Origin of the sequence: Vibrio sp. 1641, from assembly GCF_033339995.1 — a bacterium.
Taxonomy (GTDB): Bacteria; Pseudomonadota; Gammaproteobacteria; order Enterobacterales; family Vibrionaceae; genus Vibrio; species Vibrio alginolyticus.
Window position 1 is genome coordinate 299,839 of the sequence record NZ_JAWOVP010000004.1, and the last position, 20,211, is coordinate 320,049.

The window sequence follows — 20,211 nt, forward strand, 5'->3', positions numbered from 1 at the left end:
GGACGTCATGGAACATTACATTAGTCTGTTAGTTAAATCGATTTTCATCGAAAACATGGCTCTGTCTTTCTTCCTAGGTATGTGTACTTTCCTTGCCGTATCTAAGAAGGTTAAGACCTCTTTCGGCCTAGGTGTTGCAGTTGTGGTAGTTCTGACTATCGCTGTTCCTGTGAACAACCTGGTATACAACCTAGTTCTGAGAGAGAACGCGTTAGTTGAGGGCGTGGACCTTAGCTTCCTAAACTTCATCACCTTTATCGGTGTAATTGCAGCACTTGTACAGATTCTAGAGATGGTCCTAGACCGTTTCTTCCCACCTTTGTACAACGCGCTAGGCATCTTCCTACCGCTGATCACAGTAAACTGTGCAATCTTCGGTGGTGTATCTTTCATGGTACAACGTGACTACAACTTTGCTGAATCGATCGTTTACGGTTTCGGCTCTGGTGTGGGCTGGATGCTAGCAATCGTTGCTCTTGCAGGTATCCGTGAGAAGATGAAGTACTCTGACGTACCTCCAGGTCTACGTGGTCTTGGTATCACATTTATCACTGTAGGTCTTATGGCGTTAGGCTTTATGTCTTTCTCTGGTGTTCAACTGTAAGTCGGGTAAACCGCAACAATTAAGGAATAGTCAATGGACATTATTCTTGGTGTAGTGATGTTTACTCTGATCGTACTAGCACTAGTACTAGTGATTCTTTTCGCTAAGTCTAAGCTTGTACCAACAGGTGACATTACAATTTCTGTGAACGATGACCCTTCTCTGGCGATCGTTACACAACCAGGTGGTAAGCTACTGAGTGCTCTAGCAGGTGCTGGCGTATTCGTATCTTCTGCTTGTGGTGGCGGTGGCTCATGTGGTCAGTGTCGCGTAAAAGTTAAATCAGGTGGTGGCGACATCCTACCAACCGAGCTTGACCATATTACTAAAGGTGAAGCGCGTGAAGGTGAGCGTCTAGCGTGTCAGGTTGCAATGAAAACTGACATGGATATCGAGCTTCCTGAAGAAATCTTCGGCGTTAAGAAGTGGGAATGTACTGTTATCTCTAACGATAACAAAGCGACATTCATCAAAGAGCTTAAGCTACAAATTCCAGATGGCGAATCAGTACCTTTCCGTGCTGGTGGTTACATCCAGATTGAAGCTCCTGCTCACCACGTGAAATACGCAGACTACGATATTCCTGAGGAATACCGTGAAGACTGGGAGAAGTTCAACCTTTTCCGTTACGAGTCTAAAGTTAATGAAGAGACCATTCGTGCATACTCTATGGCTAACTACCCAGAAGAGCACGGTATCATCATGCTTAACGTTCGTATCGCAACTCCGCCGCCGAACAACCCAGACGTACCACCAGGCATCATGTCTTCGTACATCTGGTCTCTAAAAGAAGGCGACAAGTGTACTATTTCTGGTCCATTTGGTGAGTTCTTTGCGAAAGATACAGATGCAGAAATGGTATTCGTTGGTGGTGGTGCTGGTATGGCTCCAATGCGCTCACACATCTTCGACCAACTTAAGCGTCTGCACTCTAAGCGTAAGATGTCTTTCTGGTACGGCGCACGTTCTAAGCGTGAAATGTTCTACGTAGAAGACTTCGATATGCTACAAGCTGAGAATGACAACTTCGTATGGCACTGTGCACTGTCTGATCCACTTCCAGAAGATAACTGGGATGGTTACACTGGCTTTATTCACAACGTTCTTTACGAGAACTACCTACGTGATCACGAAGCGCCAGAAGACTGTGAATACTACATGTGTGGTCCACCTATGATGAACGCTGCTGTAATCGGCATGCTAAAAGATCTAGGTGTAGAGGATGAAAACATCCTACTAGATGACTTCGGTGGTTAATTCCTCCAAGTGATTGAATCTATGGCTAGCTCTCCAAGAGAGCTAGCCATTATTTTTTATAGACATAAAACTGATACTCAACAGTTGATATAGGTAATCGGATTGAAAGGATTGATCCTATTTCCCATATCAATTCAACAACATTGGGAGTTAACAAGTGAAAAAGTGGCTTGTTGCATTTGCTTCTCTATTGATTTTGGCTGGCTGTGAGCAGCCTGCCGATCAAATTCATTTAAGTGGCCCTACCATGGGGACTTCTTACAACATCAAGTATATCGAGCAAGATGGTATTCCAACGCCAAAAGCGATGCAGACAGAAATTGATCGCTTATTGGAAGAGGTTAATGACCAAATGTCGACCTATCGTGACGACTCAGAGTTAAGTCGTTTTAATCAGCATCAAACGAGCGAGCCATTTACAGTTTCGACACAAACTGCAACGGTAGTGAAAGAAGCAATTCGCCTTAACGGTCTTACTTTAGGTGCATTGGATGTGACGGTCGGCCCTCTAGTTAACCTGTGGGGGTTTGGTCCAGAAGCTCGTCCAGATGTAGTTCCAACCGATGAAGAACTCGCTGCTCGCAAAGCAAATACCGGTATTCACCACCTATCTGTTGATGGTAATACACTGTCCAAAGACCTTCCTAACTTGTACGTCGACCTATCGACGATTGCGAAAGGTTGGGGGGTTGACGTGGTTGCTGACTACCTTCAATCTGAAGGGGTACAGAACTTTATGGTCGAAGTTGGCGGTGAAATGCGTCTCAAAGGTGTCAATCGTGAAGGTGTGCCTTGGCGTATCGCAATTGAAAAACCGACCGTTGATGAACGTTCAATTCAAGAAATTATTGAACCAGGCGACATGGCAATTGCAACAAGTGGTGACTATCGTAATTACTTTGAGAGTAATGGTGTGAGATACTCTCATATTATTAATCCACGAACAGGCAAACCAATTCATCATAAAGTGGTGTCTGTAACGGTATTAGATAAATCGTCGATGACTGCTGATGGTCTTGCAACTGGTCTTATGGTGCTAGGTGAAGACAAAGGCATGGCAATTGCGAACGAAAATAATATTCCTGTTTTCATGATTGTGAAAACGGAAGATGGTTTTAAAGAGTTGGCTTCGGAAGCATACAAGCCATTCATGAAGAAATAACAACAGAAGTGAGCATGTTTTTATGAATACATTTCTAATTACCTTTGCTGTGTTTGTCGCGGTAATCACTGCAATGGCTGTCGGATACATTTTCCAAAAGAAAGTCGTGAAAGGTAGCTGTGGTGGCTTAGGGGCAGTTGGCATCGAAAAAGTGTGTAATTGTCCAGAACCCTGCGATGCGCGTAAAAAACGTGAAGCGCGCGAGGCTGCGCGTGCTGAGAAATTGGCGGCGTGGGAAAAAGATAGAATTGCTTAGTATTGGTTAATCGTACTAAGAAAGTGATAAAGCTCAGCGTTCTGCTGAGCTTTATTTTTAGGCAGCTAACCAAAGCTCAGATGTCCGAGAAAGAGCCCAATACCGTGTTTTGTTGTTTCTTTCTCTCATGTTACAGAGCAAGACCACACTGATAGTCATTAGGACGAAGAAATGATTTGGTTACGTCCGTTCTCTTTGGCCATGTAAAGTCGCTCATCCGCCACTTTTATTTGTTGTTCCAGCTCCCCCTCGATGTTGCTTACACCAATACTCGCGGTCACAAGAATGTTTTTGTCCAAATAAGTTATTGGCGTTTTTTCTATGCGCTGTCTCATTTGTTCTAAGCGTGTTAGAAAGCCGTCATAGTCGCCACTGGCTTGAATACAAAACTCCTCGCCACCAAGCCTAGCGACAATATCATTTGGAAAATAGATTTTTAGAATATTCGCTATCATGACTAACACTGCATCGCCGCCCTCATGTCCGTGTGTATCATTTACTTGCTTAAAGAAATCGATATCAAGCATCGCGATGTTTCTTTGAGCGTTTTCTACATGGGGTTGCTCAAACAGAAAGCGGCGGTTCCATAAGCCCGTTAGCGCATCTTGATTTGCCATTTTAAACAGTTCAGATGTTGCGTCTTTGATATCTAACAGTTGGTGAATACGGCAAAAAAATTCTTCTTGATTAAATGGCTTGTATAAAAAGTCATTGGCCCCTGCTTTTAGAAACCTAGCCGTCATGGTCTTAGAGTTACTACCCGACAAGCCGAGAATGGCTAATTGATTTTTATCCCACTTCCGACGTAATTCACGCACCATAGTAATGCCATCTTTAACGGGCATATCATGGTCGGTTAAAACGAGAGTGATATCTGGATTTTGCTCGACAAGCTCTAGGGCTTTTTGCCCATTGTCAGCTTCCAACGTCTGAATATATTGATGCTCCAAAAGTTGGGCAATGTGTCTTCTTACGGTGTGTGAATCATCAACGACTAAACATTTGTGTTGTTGATTGTTGGTTAGTCGCTTGAGGAGTGGTAATAGATAGGAAACGGACGCCATGCTGTCTTTCAAAATATAGTCGAGGACACCTTTTGCAAGCATCTTTTCGCGAGTGTCTTCTTGAAATCGAGCCGTTAAAACAATGACACGATGACCATGTTCCAAAACGAGGTCAATAATCTCGCCATCTTGAGCATCCGGTAAACAATAGTCTAAAACCGCACAGAAGAGGTCCTGTGCTGAAGATAACAAGTTCTTTGCCTCCGCGTAGCTTTCCGCTGCGATGACCTCATAACCAGCTTGGCTTATTGTTTGGCAAAGAAAGTTTTTAAATGCACGACTATCTTCAACAACCAGAATCTTATTACTCAAGCGCAGTCCCCAAAATTAATTGTTTAAAATCAATGATAACTAAAATTAAACTTATCGCCATCAAAAAACACATGTCAACCAAAAGTAGAACAACTACTCAAATGTTTGACACGCATCCGTTAACATCACATCATTATTCCTGTCTTAGTTATATAATTATGTTTAGCTAACGTAGGGAGAAAGTAGTATGGAAATGCATCAACATGGTATGGCTGAGCTATTTCAACAACTGGGCCTCGGTAGCTCTCCTCAAGAAATGAAAGATTTTATTAATCAACATCGACACAAAAGAGATTCTGCGCCTTTACATGAAGCTAGCTTTTGGACGATGTCACAGGCGAACTTTCTAAAACAAGCCATCGAAGAAGATGCAGATTGGGCCGAATTAGTCGATCAATTGGACGTAATGCTTCGAGATTGACGTTCGCTTAAACACGCCCATTTCTCTTCAGGTAGATTTGATTTATACTGTTTTTTTGAACAGTGCTTTGATGGCTATGTCAGATCGAATTAGAAAAATTATTCATGTCGATATGGATTGTTTTTATGCTGCCGTAGAGATGAGAGATAACCCCAGTTACCGTGGCATTGCACTCGCTGTTGGCGGACATGAAAAGCAGCGTGGAGTGATTAGCACCTGTAATTATGATGCGCGTAAATATGGTGTTCGCAGTGCAATGTCAACGGCGCGCGCGCTGCAACTCTGTCCTCATTTGTTGGTTGTGCCCGGTAGAATGCATGTATATAAGCAAGTCTCTCAGCAGATTCGTGCTATTTTTGAGCGTTATACGCCTATCATTGAACCTCTCTCATTGGATGAAGCATACCTCGATGTCACGGACTCGACAGCTTGCCGTGGCTCCGCTACGTTGATCGCAGAGTCAATTCGCCGCGATATCTGGAGTGAACTTGGGTTGACGGCATCGGCGGGCATTGCTCCGATAAAGTTTCTTGCCAAGGTCGCGTCAGACATGAACAAGCCCAACGGTCAGTTTGTGATTCCGCCAGAGAAAGTCCAAGAGGTTATCGATAGTCTTCCGCTAGAGAACATTCCTGGTGTGGGGAAGGTGAGTCTTGAGAAGCTCCACCAAGCCGGTTTTTATCGATGTGAGGACATTAAAAACAGTGACTATCGAGAGTTGTTGAGGCAGTTTGGTCGTCAGGGTGCCTCCTTATGGCAGCGAAGCCATGGAATTGATAATCGAGAAGTCGTTGTTGAGCGCGAGAGAAAGTCCGTCGGTGTGGAAAGGACATTCAGCCAGAACATCGCAACCTATGATGAATGTTGGCAAGTGATTGAGGAGAAACTTTATCCTGAACTCGAGAAACGTTTAGAGCGTGCAAGCCCAGATAAGTCGATTATTAAACAAGGTATTAAAGTCAAATTTGCCGACTTTCAACTGACAACAATTGAGCACATCCATCCGCAATTAGAGCTTGAGGACTTCAAGATCTTGCTAAGAGATATTCTTAAACGCCAAAATGGACGGGAAATTCGCCTTTTAGGCTTGAACGTGATGCTCAAGCCCGAAGACCAAGCGCGTCAATTGAGCTTTTTTTAGGCCCTTACCGTTTCTACCTGCGTTAATACCTGCTCAAAACTTACGTTTGCCATTGCACCATAACCTGCTAGCTTTGAGGCTTTTAGCTGGCTAATCAAAGGAGTGCTGATTCCGCACAAGAAGCGAGCAACGGCATCATTACTGATGGCCGATGGGGAAAGCTGAATAAACTCCTGCGCCCATATCGATACTTGAGATTGTTCAATATCTTCAGGTTCTGGTGCTGTGAATGTGGCGACGTGACCACGACACACGGAGCAGTGACCACATTGCTTTGGTGCATCGTGATCCGCAAAGTAGTTCGCCAATTGTGAGCTCAAACAGTGCTCGGACTGGAACAAGTGCAGCATGGTGTGGATTCTTTCGATATCTTTGCTTTCTTTGGATTGGAACAGTTCATACAGTTGTTGGATTAAAACATCCGAGCTCTGTTTGGTTGGCATAACTGAGTACACGTCCGTCAGTTGTTTGCTCTCTAGTTCTATCCAGCCGTTCTGGTGAAAATAGTCGAGCGCTGCGACAACTCGGCTGCGTTCCGATTGATAGTTCATCCATAGCGCTTCTAGATCAACTTGGCACCACACTTTGGCTTTTTGTGAGCAGGAAAAAATGGCCTCCACAAATTGACGTCGCTCGCCTTGAAATTGATTCACAATAAATTGCTGATCGTGCAAAAACTTAAACCGATATTCCGCAAAGTAACTGTACTTTGCTTCAATGACGTTATGTAGCTCCAAATAAACCAACAAGGTTTTGAGTGGCAATTGGCGGATATTGCTTTCACGCGACAAACGCAGTGGCACTACCTCCCATTGTGGAGCATGTTCTTTCGCTTGCTCGACTACATAGTTAATTGACGTAAATTCTGGTGTGTCACCATAGACAAAATTCTCCAACACCGTTAAGCCGGACGTATTGCCCAGCAGAATGCACTCAGAGCGTTTCCCGTCCCTGCCTGCACGTCCAATCTCTTGTACGTAGTTCTCGATTGATTTGGGTAAGTCGAAGTGAATGACGCGTCGAATATCAGATTTATCGACCCCCATACCAAATGCAATAGTTGCAACAATACAGTCAATTTGGCCATCCATGAACTGCTGTTGGATTTGTTCACGAACGTCGCTTTTCATGCCAGCGTGGTATGCGTGAGCGTTAATGCCAATATGGATTAATGACTTTGCTACTCGTTCTGCTGTTTGCTGCTGCGTCACGTATACGATGGTCGGAAGCTTAGGTGAAGAGGCGATGATCTCACTGAGCTGTTCTTGTTTCTTTGTTTCCTCACACGGGATCACCGAGATATCCAGATTAGAGCGGTAGAAGCCTGTAACGGTAATATGTTCACTGGCAATATCGAACTTTTTTTGCATGTCTTCAATAACTGCAGGCGTTGCCGTTGCGGTGAGAAGTAAAGACTGTGGGATGTTCAGTTCACGTTTATATTGCGGTAGTTTGAGATAATCTGGACGAAAGTTATGCCCCCATTCGGAAATACAGTGCGCTTCATCAATGACCATCAAAGAAATCGGTACTTGGCGAATGAATTCACGAAAACGCTCGTTTTTTAGCCGCTCAACAGAAATCATCAAGATTTTGATTTGTCCATTCTTCACGCCAGCCATGACCTGTTGTGCTTCTTCTCTACTTTGACTGCTATCGATAGAAGCGGCCGCGATTCCTTTACTTTGTAAAAAGCTCAGTTGATCCTTCATTAACGCCAACAACGGAGAGATCACCAGCGTAAGGTTGGGTAATATGGTTGCAGGTAGTTGATAACAGAGTGACTTCCCCGAGCCTGTAGGAAAGATTGCCGCAGCAGAGTAACCATTCATAACGGCTTCAATAACGGGTTGCTGACCTTGGCGTAATGAGTCAAAGCCAAATACAGATTGAAGTGTTTGATGCAGCGAGTCACTTTGCATAATAGGGAAACCTTTCTTTGATGGTAAACTTGGCTACATTAACACACCACGAATACTAAACGCGCGTCCTAAAAGTATGAACAAAGCTGACTTAGTCCAAATTATCATCCAACATCTGGAAGAAAAACTTCAAGTTGCCCATGCATCGGCTCAGCGAGCGATCGATGCCGCGACAGATGAAGAAACTGTTCCCGAGCACAAGTACGATACATTGGCACTTGAAGCCGCGTATCTTGCTCATGGACAAGCCATGCGAATCCAAGATAGTGAAGAGGAATTGCGTCAATATCGTTCTTTAGTGACTCGCGACTTTAAGAATGCGCCTGTTGGTGTTGGCGCTTACGTTGTTCTCGCAGATGAGAATTTGCTTGAAAAGCACTTCTTTGTAGGCCCTTGCTCTGGTGGTTTGACTGTTCAATATCAGGCTCAGGAAGTCTTTGTCTTAACAGCTAAATCTCCTCTGGGTCGAGCGTTGTTCGGAAAAGAAGAAGGTGATGAGGTTGACGTAAAAATAGGAGATAAAACAACTTGTTACGAAGTCGTGACGATTTGCTGACATCTCATGTATCACTCAGTGTTATGTTTAACACGAGTAATGTTAAATAAAAGAGAATGACATGAAAAAGCTTTTTACACTCTCATTGCTGATGGTCAGTGCTACTGGTTATGCAGCGCAGTGTCGTGTGGACATCAATAATGAAGTCCGTATGGATGGGCAAAGCTTGGAAATTCGCCAAACGACAGGTGATAAAGCTGTCGTGGATGAGGATAACAACCTCTTCATCAAAGGTGAGCTAATTGAACTCAATTCTGACCAGAAAGCGGCAATTGAAGACTATCGCGAAAAAATGAACGCGTATATTCCACAAGCAAAGCAATTGGCGAGTGATGGTTTAGCGCTTGCGAATGATATTATTGATGATGTTGCGGAAAGCCTCGATGCACCTGGTGCGTTTGATAATGTAAAAGTCGCAGTAAAGGACTTTTTCGCTGATGTTGAATCACGTTACTACAAAGATGGTGATTTCATCCTGCCTGCGGAGAGTTTTGAGTCTATGACACAAGGGTGGACTGAAGACTTTGCAAAAGCACAAGAGATCTTCAATAAAGAGTTTTTAGCCAGTTCGTTGGATGCTTTATCGAAAAAAATGAAGGAAGAGGGAGGGATAAACCTCACTGCATTATCGGAGAGTATGGCTGAACTCAGCGCGAAAGTAGAAGAGCGTTTAGCCGAGCATTCGAAAGAGGTAGAACAACAAGCAGAAGACTTGTGCGATTCGCTGGATGACATGGCAGGGCAAGAAAACGATCTGTTGAAGAAAATCCCTGAGCTAAAAGATTACCGAGTATTTACGATTTAATTACTCATTAAAAAGTAAAAACTCGATGAGATAAAGAAAGAGAGCACTATTGTGCTCTCTTTGCGTTTTACTCGCTTATTCTTTGATAGCTTATTGCGCATTCATCTCGGTGAGTTTATCGCCGACAGGTTTTGAGAAGTTAAAGCCATCATGCTGATCCCAGTTGATAGACCATGTCATTACCCCTGCATAATTCGGGTAATGGTACGCTGGTTTAACGGTGCCACATGAAGTGCCTTTGGTTAAACAATCTAGTGCGTTGATAATATTCTGTGTTGGAGCCTGCCCTGAATTTGCCGAGCTAGGACCTGAAGGTAAACCGATTGCGACTTGATCATCGCGCAATGGTGCAAATTGAGTGCCGTCGGCCAACTCAAAACCTTCGATAAGCATTTTAGATTGCGCTACCATCATATCCACAGAGCCTTCTGGTGCACTGCCTGGCAGGTATGGGTTTGGCAAACCGCCGTTGTTATATAACTGGACGTGAAGCAAGTCGAGCGTGCTGCGTGTCTCGTTTATCACAGGAATGTAAGCTCCCCAAATACCGCTGTAAGCCACATAGCCGCCTTGAACATAAGGGTGCTCAGGCGCCATGGTTAGGTACATATCTCCACCCATGTTTTGCTCTATTTGAAGCAAAGCACGACCAAGGCGAGCTTGAATTTGCGAGCCATGAACTAAGTTAGAACCACTCTCTAAATCCACATCTAGACCATCAAAGCCCCACTCAGCGATAAGACCTGTTAGGCTAGAGACAAAGTTGGCTTCATCTTGGTCGGTATTCAGCGTAATCGTGCCTTCTGCGCCGCCAAGAGAGAGAACAAACTTCTTACCTTTAGCTTGAAGCGCTGCCATGTCCTGCTTGAATTGTGTTGGATCGAGTGCTGGACAATCGCTGTAAATATCGCCTGAATATAGATTAAAGTGCACAGTGCCATCACTGTTGCGATCATTTTCAGCAAAGGCAATATCAATCACATCCCAAGCATCTGCCATATCTGCTAGACGAATTGGACAGCCCGCACCATTTACAAAATTGTGCCAGTAACCGATGAGTTTATGGCGTTTCTCTACTTGCTCAACCACCGTTATTGCTGCGGCGTCAGACAGTGCATTGCTTCCTGACAAATCCACAGCTTGGGCGCTAACTGTAAAGTTACCAAGTGCAGTTGGTGTCCAGTTGGCTGTGTAAGGTGCTGTGGTATCGGTTGCAACAATAGAGCCGTTGATCATGAAATCAACGTGTTTAATGCCTGAAGTTAAAGACGTTGCATCGGCGCTTAATGCGAGACTTTTGCCTAATCCGACGGTTTGACCGCTGCTTGGTGAAGTCAGAGAGACGACCAAATCTTTATCGCTGACTTCCACACCAACCAGGGACTCTGACGTGTTGTTATCATTATCGGTTGCGACGGCTTTAAGCTGGTTAGCGCCAATAAGTGTGGCGTTCCAAGTAACGGAATATGGCGCTTGAGTGGTGACCCCTAAGCTGGTGTTGTTCGCAAAAAACTCAACTTGCGTGACTGTGCCATCAGCATCGCTTGCGTTTGCCGTGATTTCGTTATTGCTGCCAGCGAGCACGACTTGTCCATCCGTTGGTGCCGTAATGGTAACTTGCGGTGGTGTCGAACAAGCACCTAGGCCACTCCAAGCATCTTGCCAGTATAGCCCTTCACCAGGCTCGTAAGCCCATGTCGCATCCGAGGAGCACCAACCAGCAACATCACAACGATATTTTTGGTTGAAGTGAGAAATCAGGTCGCCAGCTTGATAACTTGTGCCTGCCACATAAGGTACTGCATCTGCACATCCGCCCGTTCCGGTTTCTGAATTACTAATAACCAGCGCTACTTCTTGGCTCATCGTTGCGAGGTTTGTATCATCAGTCGCTTGTGCTTTGAACGAGTATGTACCTGGACTAGCGGTCCATTGATATTCGTAAGGTGCGCTAGTATCAATGGCGACAGATTGATTGTTTACGAAGAACTCAACTTGTGTGACCACACCATCAATATCGTCAGCTTGAGCGGCTACGGTTAGGTTATCGCCTACATTAAGCACTTCTGTGCCTACTGGGCTTGTCAATGAAATGCTTGGTGGCGGTAATTCGACTTGTGGTTGAACTTGGATAGAAATCGTCGTGGTGCTAACAGCTCCCTCATTATCTGTCGCAATTGCGGTCAATTGCGAGATCCCTTCAATAGCTGTCCAAGAAGCTTCGAATGGTGCTTGAGTTACCACAGCAACGGTTTGGTTGCCTGCAACAAACTCAATTTGTGTGATTTGGCCATCTTCGTCAGTTGCGTTGGCTAACAAAGTGATCGCACTGCCTTCGGGAATTTGTGCGTTGTTTATTGGAGAGGAGAACGACACCGTTGGTGATAAATTGTTGCTTCCACCATCGCATTGCCCTAACGCTTTCCATGCTTCCCAAGATCCTGAGTTGGTCACGGGATCATTGCCTTGCGTCCAATATGCAGCCTCATAAGCGGCTCCTTGCGTTTTTACTAAAGCGCCCGATGTATAAGTCGCAGTGCTGTCCCAGTCGGGTAAACTTTGACAGTTATAGGCTTGAGCTTGGTAGCTGGCGCTGAGTGCTACAACCATCGCTCCGTGAAGTAGGGTGACCTTCATTTTCCTCTCCTTGAATCATGGGTATAAATGAGAACAGAGTAATAACTAGCTGATAAATAGACATTAGGGGGAAAAAGCGAAGCACAATATTCTGCTTTTCGACACAGTATCACGAGGAACAGTTCGTCCCTTACACCAGAGCTCATTATTTTTCGGCTCACTTCACGGCAGAAGGATTGGTAAAATTCAGCCACGTGAAACGAGCAACAGTCACGAGGCTTTTGAGCGATGAATATGAGATGTACGTTAAAATTTACAAGCTGAATGACTATAAATTACTTCAACTGTCGAGGATTTAACCGAGGTGCTCTTGTTGAATAGTGAATATTGCTATAGTGTACTAGTTAGCTAGTTCAATGATATTTTTGTGTGAGTAGTATGACACAGCAAACCTCTTCTCAGCCTCGCGAGCATTTTGGCTCTCGTCTCGGGTTCATCTTAGCTGCCGCAGGTGCCGCAGTTGGCCTTGGCAATATTTGGGGCTTCCCAACTCAAGCAGCCAGTAATGGTGGCGGTGCTTTCCTGTTAGTTTATTTGGTGATGATTCTTATCGTCGCATTTCCGATGCTGGTGGTTGAAATGGCGATTGGTCGCCATGGTCAAGCCAACCCTGTAGACAGTATGCGTGCAATCACAGATAACCCTGCCGGTAAAAAGCTCGGCGGCATTGTGGGTTGGATTGGTTTAAGCGTACCAAGCGCTGTCTTAGCGTTTTATTCAATTGTTGGTGGTTGGTTGATCTGCTTTTTACTGGGTGCAATCACAGATCTAATGGGGTTAGAAGCTGCAACTCAATGGCTAAAGGGCTTTAGTGTTGAACGTAACTTGTTCGGAACCATTACTTTTTATGTACTGACGATTCTCATCGTACAAGGTGGCGTAAAACAAGGTATTGAGAAGTGGTCCACACGTTTGATGCCAGCATTGTTTGTTCTGTTTGCTCTGCTATTTGCTTACATCATGACGCAAAACGGTGCGATGGAAGGTCTGAAACATTACCTAGTGCCGGATTTTGAAAAGGTATGGGACCGCAAGTTGATTCTTGCTGCAATGGGACAGGGCTTCTTCTCGCTTACGATCGGTGGCTGCTCAATGTTGATTTACGGATCTTACTTGAGTAAGAAAGAAAACCTACCAAAGATGGCGATGAACGTGACCATGGTAGATACTGCCGTTGCTTTCATTGCAGGATTAGTGGTGATGCCAGCGATGTTTGTGGCAATGCAAAAGGGCGTTCAAATCTATGCAGAAGATGGCTCTCTATTAAGCTCAGATACGTTAGTGTTTACGGTATTGCCACTAATGTTTGATAGTTTAGGTTTGCTTGGTCAATTGTTCTCTATTGTGTTCTTCTTATTACTGACGATTGCGGCGCTAACGTCCTCCATTTCAATGTTAGAGTGTCCAGTGGCTTTAGTGAGTGAGCGCTTCAATACTAAGCGCAGCGCAACGAGCTGGGTTTTAGGTGGTCTCATTGCCTTGTTCAGTGTGGTGATTGTTTATAACTTTGGCGCTCTGTTTGGTATGGTCGCGACGGTTGCTACTCAATATCTACAACCAACCGCTGCGCTCTTATTCTGCTTATTTGGTGGTTGGGTATGGAATCGCAACTCAAAAATCAAAGAACTTGAGCAAGGTTGCCCGGAGTTTACGCAAGGTTGGTTTGGTAAGTTATGGCCTGCGTATGTGAAGTTTGTATGTCCAATTCTTGTGGCGACAGTCATCTGGGCTTCATTTGGCTAACCGAGACGCCTATCGAATAAAAGAAAAGGGCTTGATGGTAACTCATCAAGCCCTTTTTGATATTGGTTATTCTCGTTTCGGTTATCCGCCAAGAATGGTGTTGATTAACGGAATTGTCCTGCTTCTGGAAGAAAGTCAAAACCAGCAGAAGCCAGTTTTGTCTCCAGTGCTGTGCGTTCGATATCGAAGAAAGCCACCAGTTTATCTAAGTCACCACCGAAGTCGTCGCGTAGCTTCATATTCACAATGCTCATCAGCATGACAGGATCCATGGATTCAAAGTTCGCTAGATTCATTACTTATCCTCAAAATCTGAAATCAGTAGGTTTGCCGCAGCAAATGCCGCTTTTTCACGCACTTCTTTTGGTAGCGATTCATCCGCTGCAACATCGTTCAGTGCTTTAACTGCACATGAAATTGCTTGGGGAATATAAGCTTGATCGCCACTACCAATCTGAGCATAAAGCTCACGAACCAGTTCACAACAGCCGTATACTTGCATGTTTTCTTTCCACTAAATGATAACTTATCTCAATATACACACAGCGGATTTGAAACTCAAAGTACAGAGTTGTTTTGGCTCAAGTTAAAGGTTTGCTTGAGCGAGATTTAATCACTGCATTTGTGCTTCTAACTGCTGAGTGACTTCTGGTGAAAGTTGAAGTTGTTTTGCTAGTTCTTGCAGATACGCTTTTTCCATAAAGTTTTGTTCATCAGCGACGATCAAAGACGCTAGGTAAATTTCTGACGCTTGTTGAGGAGAGGTCGCCTGATTAGCAATTTCAGCAGGATCAAGCGGTTTGTTTAACTCTTGCTGAACGAGGTGACGAACGTGCTCATCTGCGCCCATATCCGCGAGAGCTTGTTCAATGCGCGCCATTTCCTCTTCATCAACGTGACCATCAGCTTTTGCAGCTCCAATCATTGCTTTTAAAATTAAGACACTGTGTTTACTGTCATCGGGGTCAAAGGTTTCTTGAACACCTTGACCGGATTGCTTGGCTTGCCAGTCGTTATACACTTTGTAGGCCAAGGCTCCAAGCGCAGCTGCGCCACCGACTTTTAATGCGCTTGACCCTACTTTTTTAGTCATTTTTTTACTTTTCTTTGAGCCCATCAGCATACCGATGAGGCCTCCGCCTACAGCACCTGCTCCTAGCGTTTTTAGGCTACTTGAATTTGATGAGGATTTGATGTTGTTGGTTTGTTTGCCCAATGCATCTGCACCTTGCTTAAGTAAGTCTGATTTGAGTGCTTGGTTTAGAAGACTTTTTAAATCCATAACTGACCTCCTTTAGATGATGAAATCAGTCTAATAGCAAGAAGCTGAACCAAAGATTAACAAAGTGAATAGTTCGAAAAAGGTGGAGGGAGGATGTTGAGCTGTAATAAAAAGGGCTGACCGAAGCCAACCCTTTTTAACTATTTGAAACTACTTCAAATGCGAACTCGTCGAGTGCTTACTTTAGTTGAGCTTTTACGTGCTCAACAATGTCAGTCATTGCGACTGCTGTTTTCTCACCAGTAGCACGGTTCTTGTATTCGAAGTTGCCTTCTTTCATTGAGCGGTCACCGATAATAATTGTATGCGGTACACCAATAAGCTCCATGTCAGAGAACATTACGCCTGGGCGTTCTTTACGGTCGTCAAATAGCACTTCGATGCCCATTGCCGTTAGCTCAGCGTACAATTTCTCAGCGGCTTCTTTTACTTCTTCTGACTTGTGCATGTTCATTGGAACGATCGCAACCTGGAATGGTGCGATTGCATCTGGCCAGATGATGCCGTATTTGTCATGGTTTTGCTCAATAGCAGCCGCTACTACGCGAGTGATACCGATACCGTAACAACCCATTTCTAGGATGACGTTCTTACCATCAGGACCCAGTACACCACAGTTCATCGCTGCGGAGTAAGCGTTACCTAGTTGGAAGATATGGCCAACTTCGATACCACGCTTAAGCTGGATAATGCCCTTGCCACATGGGCTTGGGTCACCTTCCACAACGTTACGTAGGTCTTCAACTTGACCAAGCTCTACATCACGACCCCAGTTAATACCGAAGTAGTGTTTGCCATCGATGTTCGCGCCCGCACCGAAGTCGCTCATTACCGCAACGCTGCGGTCAACAATGAACGGCAGTTTAAGGCCAACAGGGCCTAGTGAACCAGGGCCTGCACCGATAAGCTCACGAATTTCTTCTTCAGATGCCATTTCCAATGGAGCTGCAACCTGAGGAAGGTTTTCTGCTTTCACTTCGTTCAGTTCATGATCACCACGAATAATAAGCGCGATGATTGGCGTATCAACTTCGTCAGATGCTTTCACAAACAGTGTTTTCACTGTTTTTTCAATTGGTAGTTCGAACTGCTCAACCAATTCAGCGATTGTTTTCGCGTTTGGCGTATCAACCAACGTCATTTCTTGTGTTGGTGCCGCAGCCTCAGAGGCTGGAGCTAGTGCTTCTGCTTTTTCAATGTTTGCCGCGTAATCTGACTCGCTAGAAAATGCGATGATATCTTCGCCGCTTTCAGCCAGTACGTGGAACTCTTGAGAGCCGCTACCACCGATAGCACCGCTATCTGCAAGTACAGGACGGTAATCCAGACCCATGCGATCGAATGCTTTACAGTAAGCATCGTGCATTGCGTCGTATGACTTTTGTAGTCCGTCTTTATCAATGTCAAAGCTGTACGCATCCATCATTGAGAATTCACGTGAACGCATTACGCCAAAACGTGGGCGTCGTTCGTCACGAAATTTAGTTTGGATTTGGTACAGGTTTAGCGGAAGCTGTTTGTAAGAGCTCACTTCATTGCGAACAAGGCTAGTGATCACTTCTTCAGCGGTTGGGCTAAGTACAAACGGACGAACATGACGGTCAGTAAAGCGAAGTAGCTCAGGGCCCATCTTTTCGCTGCGGCCTGTCTCTTCCCATAGTTCAAACGGCTGAACAACGGGCATCAAAGTTTCGACTGCGCCTGCATTGTCGATTTCTTGACGAACGATGTTTTCGACTTTACGCAGTACACGTAGACCAGTAGGTAGCCAGGTGTATAAACCTGAAGCCAGCTTACGGATCATACCTGCACGTAGCATGAGCTGGTGGCTCACTACTTCTGCGTCGTTTGGAGTCTCCTTCAGAGTAGAAAGAAGATAATTACTGGTACGCATTAAATTTATCCGTTTATTTAAGTTAGATACTCAAGCTTGAATAAGCAGGAGTATGGGAGTTCCCGAAAGGGAAATTTGTTAGCCGTCTATAATATCAGCCAATTGCGTTTGTCAAAAGCTTTCAATAGCGGTAACCGTTATTAAGTTGCTTGTTGCTGTGAACTTTACGTTCAAGTCGAACAAATTTACCGCATATTCTTTGTCGTCCGGCTTGTTTTTCTTATATGCAGGGCGAGGATCTTGTGCCAGAACTTGTTCAATGACTGATCTTACATAGTCAGTATCGGATCGATTTTCTATCGTTGCTAATGCTTGAGCAGAAAAGGTGACTTGTGACTTTTCTGGCTCTTGGTCTGCGTATCCGCCTTGTGCTTCCGAAATAGAATCCGAATAGGGGATATAAGGCTTAATATCCACAATCGGTGTCCCATCCACGAGATCTACACTGCCTAAATCAAGATAGATTTGATCGCCTTGCTTAGTGACTCCTTTCACTTCAACGGCTGACATTCCGATTCCGTTTGGACGGAAAGTCGAGCGCGAGGCAAAGACACCAATTCGTTCATTGCCGCCTAATCGTGGCGGGCGTACAGTTGGTTTCCAACCAGCTTCCAGGTTCTGATCAAATAGAAACAACAACCAAACGTGAGAGAACTGTTCTAGCCCACGCACTGCTTCAGGGCTATTTGCTGCACCTAACAGTTTTACGCGTGCTTTAGCCTCTGGTACTAAGCGTGGTTGGCGCGGAACTGCAAACTTTTCTTTGTACGGTGTCTCAATGACGCCGATGGGTTCGATGGAATACATGGTGGACATCTTTAAGAATTCATTGAGATGAAAAGTATCACAAATTTCTCTTGCTTTTATTGTTGATAATGATTATTAATTAAAATGTTATAACATAACAATTTAATTGAAAGGAAAAGTATTATGAAACCAGGAATCCACCCTGAATATCGTCCTGTGGTGTTCCACGACACCAGTGTAGATAAGTACTTTGTCGTTGGTTCTACATTGAAAACGGAGAGAACCATCGAATGGAAAGATGGCAAAACTTACCCTTACTTTACGTTAGATGTGTCGTCAGCTTCTCACCCGTATTACACCGGTAAACAGCGCGTTGTACAAACCGAAGGTCGAATTGCGAACTTCAACCGTCGTTTTGGTCAATTTAAGAGCGAAAAGGAATAAATCATGAAGGTAGTAAAATCATTAAAAAGTGCAAAAAGTCGTCATCCGGATTGTCAGATTGTAAAACGGAGAGGGCGTCTTTATGTCATTTGTAAAACGAACCCGAGATTCAAAGCTGTGCAAAAGTAATCAGCCAGCATATATCTAACTTATGGTTTTGTTTAATTGATAATGTTGAGTTAATTATCTTACATGGATGAAATATCTACATTTTTATTCAATGTTGGTTATAAATGCCTCTGTTCGTCACAGTTTGTAACATTTAGGGCTTTTATTTGACCTTCTACTCAAGTACCCTTCGCACGCTTTTTGACATTTTTGTCACATTTGCATAGGAATAAAAACAAGGAGGGAACAGATGAGTTCATCTGATTCAATTAAACAAAACTCGCCTAAGAAGCCGCTGTTTACGCGCTTTTTGGATACTGTCGAATATTTGGGGAACTTATTACCCCACCCGATCACACTATTTGCCATTTTCTGTTTAGCCATTCTGGTGATGTCGGGTATTGCAGGATACTTCGAAGTTTCCGTAGTTGATCCTCGTCCTGAGGGTGCAAAAGGTCGTGCCGCGGATGGCATGATTCATGTCGTTAGCTTGCTTAACGCTGATGGCCTTGAACTAATCGTTACCAATCTAGTGAAAAACTTTGTCGGCTTTGCACCTTTGGGTACGGTATTGGTTGCGATGTTGGGTGTTGCTATTGCTGAATACTCAGGCTTGCTATCTGCAGCAATGCGTGGCTTAGTCATGGGTGCATCTCAACGCATGGTAACAGTGACGGTCGTTTTCGCGGGTATCATTTCAAATACGGCATCAGAGCTTGGCTATGTGGTACTTATTCCACTGGCTGCAATGCTGTTCCATTCTTTAGGTCGTCATCCACTTGCCGGTCTTGCTGCGGCGTTCGCTGGTGTATCTGGTGGTTACTCAGCAAACCTACTTATTGGTACGGTTGACCCGCTGTTGTCAGGCATTACTGAAACGGCGGCGCAAATGATTGACCCAACTTACACTGTTGGTCCAGAAGTTAACTGGTACTTCATGTTTGTGTCGACATTCTTCATTGCAATCACAGGTGCGTTTGTTACTGAAAAAATTGTTGAGCCAAAGCTTGGCAAATACAGTGAAGAAGAAGCATCAGAAGATTTGTCGAACGACAAAATGGGTGGCTTAACAGACATTGAGAAGAAAGGCCTAAAACTAGCAGGTGTTGCTGTACTGGTTGTTTCAGCGCTGCTTGCTTGGACGGTTGTTCCAGAAGACGGCATTCTACGTTCTGATGCAGGTACAATTGCAGGTTCACCATTCCTGAAAAGTATCGTGGCATTCATCTTTGTGTTCTTTGCTATTCCAGGCTTTGTGTTTGGTAAAGTTGTTGGCACGATGAAGACGGATCGCGATGTAATTGATGCAATGGCGAAATCTATGTCTTCTATGGGCATGTACATTGTATTAGTTTTCTTTGCGGCTCAGTTCGTTGCTTTCTTTAAATGGACTAACTTCGGTCAGGTATTCGCGGTTGCTGGCGCTAGCTTCCTGCAAGAAATTGGCTTAACTGGTCCAATGTTGTTCTTTGCCTTCATCCTGATGTGTGGCTTTATCAACCTAATGATTGGTTCGGCATCGGCACAGTGGGCAGTAACGGCTCCGATTTTTGTTCCTATGTTGATGCTTGTTGGTTATGCACCGGAAACGATTCAGGCTGCTTACCGAATTGGTGACTCGACGACAAACATCATTACTCCAATGATGAGCTACTTTGGTTTGATTCTTGCCGTAGCGACTCGTTACATGAAGAACTTAGGTATCGGTACGCTGATCGCGACCATGCTACCTTACTCAATCTGCTTCATTGTAGGTTGGAGTGTGCTGTTCTACCTATGGGTATTCGTATTTGGTTTACCAGTAGGCCCTGGCGCAGCAACATACTACACACCGTAGAAAACGGTTACCTCACACA

At 44.5% G+C, this 20,211-nt stretch carries 20 protein-coding genes; 12 read left to right on the top strand and 8 right to left on the bottom strand.

The genetic code is table 11. The features are described from left to right. The first annotated feature begins 7 nt into the window (after nucleotides 1-7). The 4 genes from nqrE (at nucleotide 8) to nqrM (ending at nucleotide 3,279) form a co-directional block, all read left to right on the top strand. On the top strand, nucleotides 8-604 hold the full coding sequence (gene nqrE, locus R7Z47_RS11850) for an NADH:ubiquinone reductase (Na(+)-transporting) subunit E (protein WP_005380270.1): 597 nt from the start codon (nucleotides 8-10) through the stop codon (nucleotides 602-604). Between the two features lie 33 nt (nucleotides 605-637). Then, nucleotides 638-1,861, top strand: a complete 1,224-nt coding sequence (nqrF, locus tag R7Z47_RS11855) for an NADH:ubiquinone reductase (Na(+)-transporting) subunit F (RefSeq protein WP_005380271.1) — start codon at nucleotides 638-640, stop codon at nucleotides 1,859-1,861. A gap of 157 nt (nucleotides 1,862-2,018) precedes the next feature. After that, a complete protein-coding gene (locus R7Z47_RS11860) occupies nucleotides 2,019-3,023 on the top strand; it encodes an FAD:protein FMN transferase (RefSeq protein WP_005380272.1) in 1,005 nt (334 codons plus the stop codon). Between the two features lie 22 nt (nucleotides 3,024-3,045). Next, nucleotides 3,046-3,279 (top strand): (Na+)-NQR maturation NqrM, encoded by a 234-nt coding sequence (gene nqrM / locus R7Z47_RS11865; protein ID WP_005380273.1) that lies wholly within the window; start codon nucleotides 3,046-3,048, stop codon nucleotides 3,277-3,279. Between the two features lie 158 nt (nucleotides 3,280-3,437). Here nqrM and R7Z47_RS11870 read toward each other — a convergent pair whose 3' ends face one another. Then, nucleotides 3,438-4,655: a response regulator gene (locus R7Z47_RS11870; RefSeq protein WP_005380276.1), complete on the bottom strand. Its 1,218-nt coding sequence runs from the start codon at nucleotides 4,653-4,655 to the stop codon at nucleotides 3,438-3,440. Between the two features lie 187 nt (nucleotides 4,656-4,842). Here R7Z47_RS11870 and R7Z47_RS11875 point away from each other — a divergent pair, with 187 nt between their 5' ends. Further along, on the top strand, nucleotides 4,843-5,076 hold the full coding sequence (locus R7Z47_RS11875; RefSeq protein ID WP_005380277.1) for a DUF2789 domain-containing protein: 234 nt from the start codon (nucleotides 4,843-4,845) through the stop codon (nucleotides 5,074-5,076). A gap of 76 nt (nucleotides 5,077-5,152) precedes the next feature. Beyond that, entirely contained in the window at nucleotides 5,153-6,217 is a 1,065-nt protein-coding gene (gene dinB / locus R7Z47_RS11880; RefSeq protein ID WP_025768236.1) for a DNA polymerase IV, read from the top strand. Here dinB and R7Z47_RS11885 read toward each other — a convergent pair. Further along, nucleotides 6,214-8,139: an ATP-dependent DNA helicase RecQ gene (locus R7Z47_RS11885; protein WP_262606835.1), complete on the bottom strand. Its 1,926-nt coding sequence runs from the start codon at nucleotides 8,137-8,139 to the stop codon at nucleotides 6,214-6,216. The genes dinB and R7Z47_RS11885 overlap by 4 nt on opposite strands. A 76-nt stretch (nucleotides 8,140-8,215) precedes the next feature. Here R7Z47_RS11885 and R7Z47_RS11890 point away from each other — a divergent pair, with 76 nt between their 5' ends. Next, nucleotides 8,216-8,695, top strand: a complete 480-nt coding sequence (locus R7Z47_RS11890; protein WP_005391761.1) for a GreA/GreB family elongation factor — start codon at nucleotides 8,216-8,218, stop codon at nucleotides 8,693-8,695. Between the two features lie 61 nt (nucleotides 8,696-8,756). Then, nucleotides 8,757-9,500, top strand: coding sequence for a YggN family protein (locus tag R7Z47_RS11895; RefSeq protein WP_062730476.1), 744 nt, complete (start codon nucleotides 8,757-8,759; stop codon nucleotides 9,498-9,500). A 90-nt stretch (nucleotides 9,501-9,590) separates the two neighbouring features. On the opposite strand, the gene R7Z47_RS11900 is transcribed toward R7Z47_RS11895, so the two are convergent. Continuing rightward, a complete protein-coding gene (locus R7Z47_RS11900; RefSeq protein WP_053304077.1) occupies nucleotides 9,591-12,137 on the bottom strand; it encodes an Ig-like domain-containing protein in 2,547 nt (848 codons plus the stop codon). Nucleotides 12,138-12,515: 378 nt separating this feature from the next. Here R7Z47_RS11900 and R7Z47_RS11905 point away from each other — a divergent pair, with 378 nt between their 5' ends. Then, nucleotides 12,516-13,880 carry a sodium-dependent transporter gene (locus R7Z47_RS11905; protein WP_005391763.1) on the top strand — a complete coding sequence of 455 codons (1,365 nt, stop codon included), beginning with the start codon at nucleotides 12,516-12,518 and terminating at the stop codon, nucleotides 13,878-13,880. Nucleotides 13,881-13,984: 104 nt separating this feature from the next. Here the strand turns inward: R7Z47_RS11905 and R7Z47_RS11910 are convergent, their stop codons facing one another. The 5 genes from R7Z47_RS11910 to tsaA all read right to left on the bottom strand — a co-directional run bounded on the left by R7Z47_RS11910 (nucleotide 13,985) and on the right by tsaA (nucleotide 17,863). Continuing rightward, on the bottom strand, nucleotides 13,985-14,176 hold the full coding sequence (locus R7Z47_RS11910; protein WP_005380289.1) for a DUF4250 domain-containing protein: 192 nt from the start codon (nucleotides 14,174-14,176) through the stop codon (nucleotides 13,985-13,987). After that, nucleotides 14,176-14,382, bottom strand: coding sequence for a YaeP family protein (locus R7Z47_RS11915; RefSeq protein WP_005391765.1), 207 nt, complete (start codon nucleotides 14,380-14,382; stop codon nucleotides 14,176-14,178). Before R7Z47_RS11915 ends, R7Z47_RS11910 begins: the two co-directional genes overlap by 1 nt. Before the next feature lie 111 nt (nucleotides 14,383-14,493). After that, entirely contained in the window at nucleotides 14,494-15,162 is a 669-nt protein-coding gene (locus tag R7Z47_RS11920; protein ID WP_017820764.1) for a tellurite resistance TerB family protein, read from the bottom strand. A gap of 178 nt (nucleotides 15,163-15,340) precedes the next feature. Further along, complete coding sequence (locus R7Z47_RS11925; RefSeq protein WP_017820763.1) at nucleotides 15,341-17,056, bottom strand: proline--tRNA ligase; 1,716 nt, start codon at nucleotides 17,054-17,056, stop codon at nucleotides 15,341-15,343. Nucleotides 17,057-17,167: 111 nt separating this feature from the next. After that, the gene (gene tsaA, locus R7Z47_RS11930; RefSeq protein WP_005380294.1) at nucleotides 17,168-17,863 is read right to left on the bottom strand and encodes a tRNA (N6-threonylcarbamoyladenosine(37)-N6)-methyltransferase TrmO; all 696 of its coding nucleotides are present in this window, start codon (nucleotides 17,861-17,863) and stop codon (nucleotides 17,168-17,170) included. A 123-nt stretch (nucleotides 17,864-17,986) separates the two neighbouring features. Here tsaA and R7Z47_RS11935 point away from each other — a divergent pair, with 123 nt between their 5' ends. The 3 genes from R7Z47_RS11935 (at nucleotide 17,987) to R7Z47_RS11945 (ending at nucleotide 20,192) form a co-directional block, all read left to right on the top strand. Beyond that, nucleotides 17,987-18,247, top strand: a complete 261-nt coding sequence (locus R7Z47_RS11935; RefSeq protein WP_005380295.1) for a type B 50S ribosomal protein L31 — start codon at nucleotides 17,987-17,989, stop codon at nucleotides 18,245-18,247. A gap of 3 nt (nucleotides 18,248-18,250) precedes the next feature. Next, a complete protein-coding gene (gene ykgO, locus R7Z47_RS11940; RefSeq protein WP_005380299.1) occupies nucleotides 18,251-18,376 on the top strand; it encodes a type B 50S ribosomal protein L36 in 126 nt (41 codons plus the stop codon). A gap of 229 nt (nucleotides 18,377-18,605) precedes the next feature. Beyond that, nucleotides 18,606-20,192 (top strand): AbgT family transporter, encoded by a 1,587-nt coding sequence (locus tag R7Z47_RS11945; RefSeq protein WP_005380301.1) that lies wholly within the window; start codon nucleotides 18,606-18,608, stop codon nucleotides 20,190-20,192. Nucleotides 20,193-20,211: the final 19 nt, after the last annotated feature.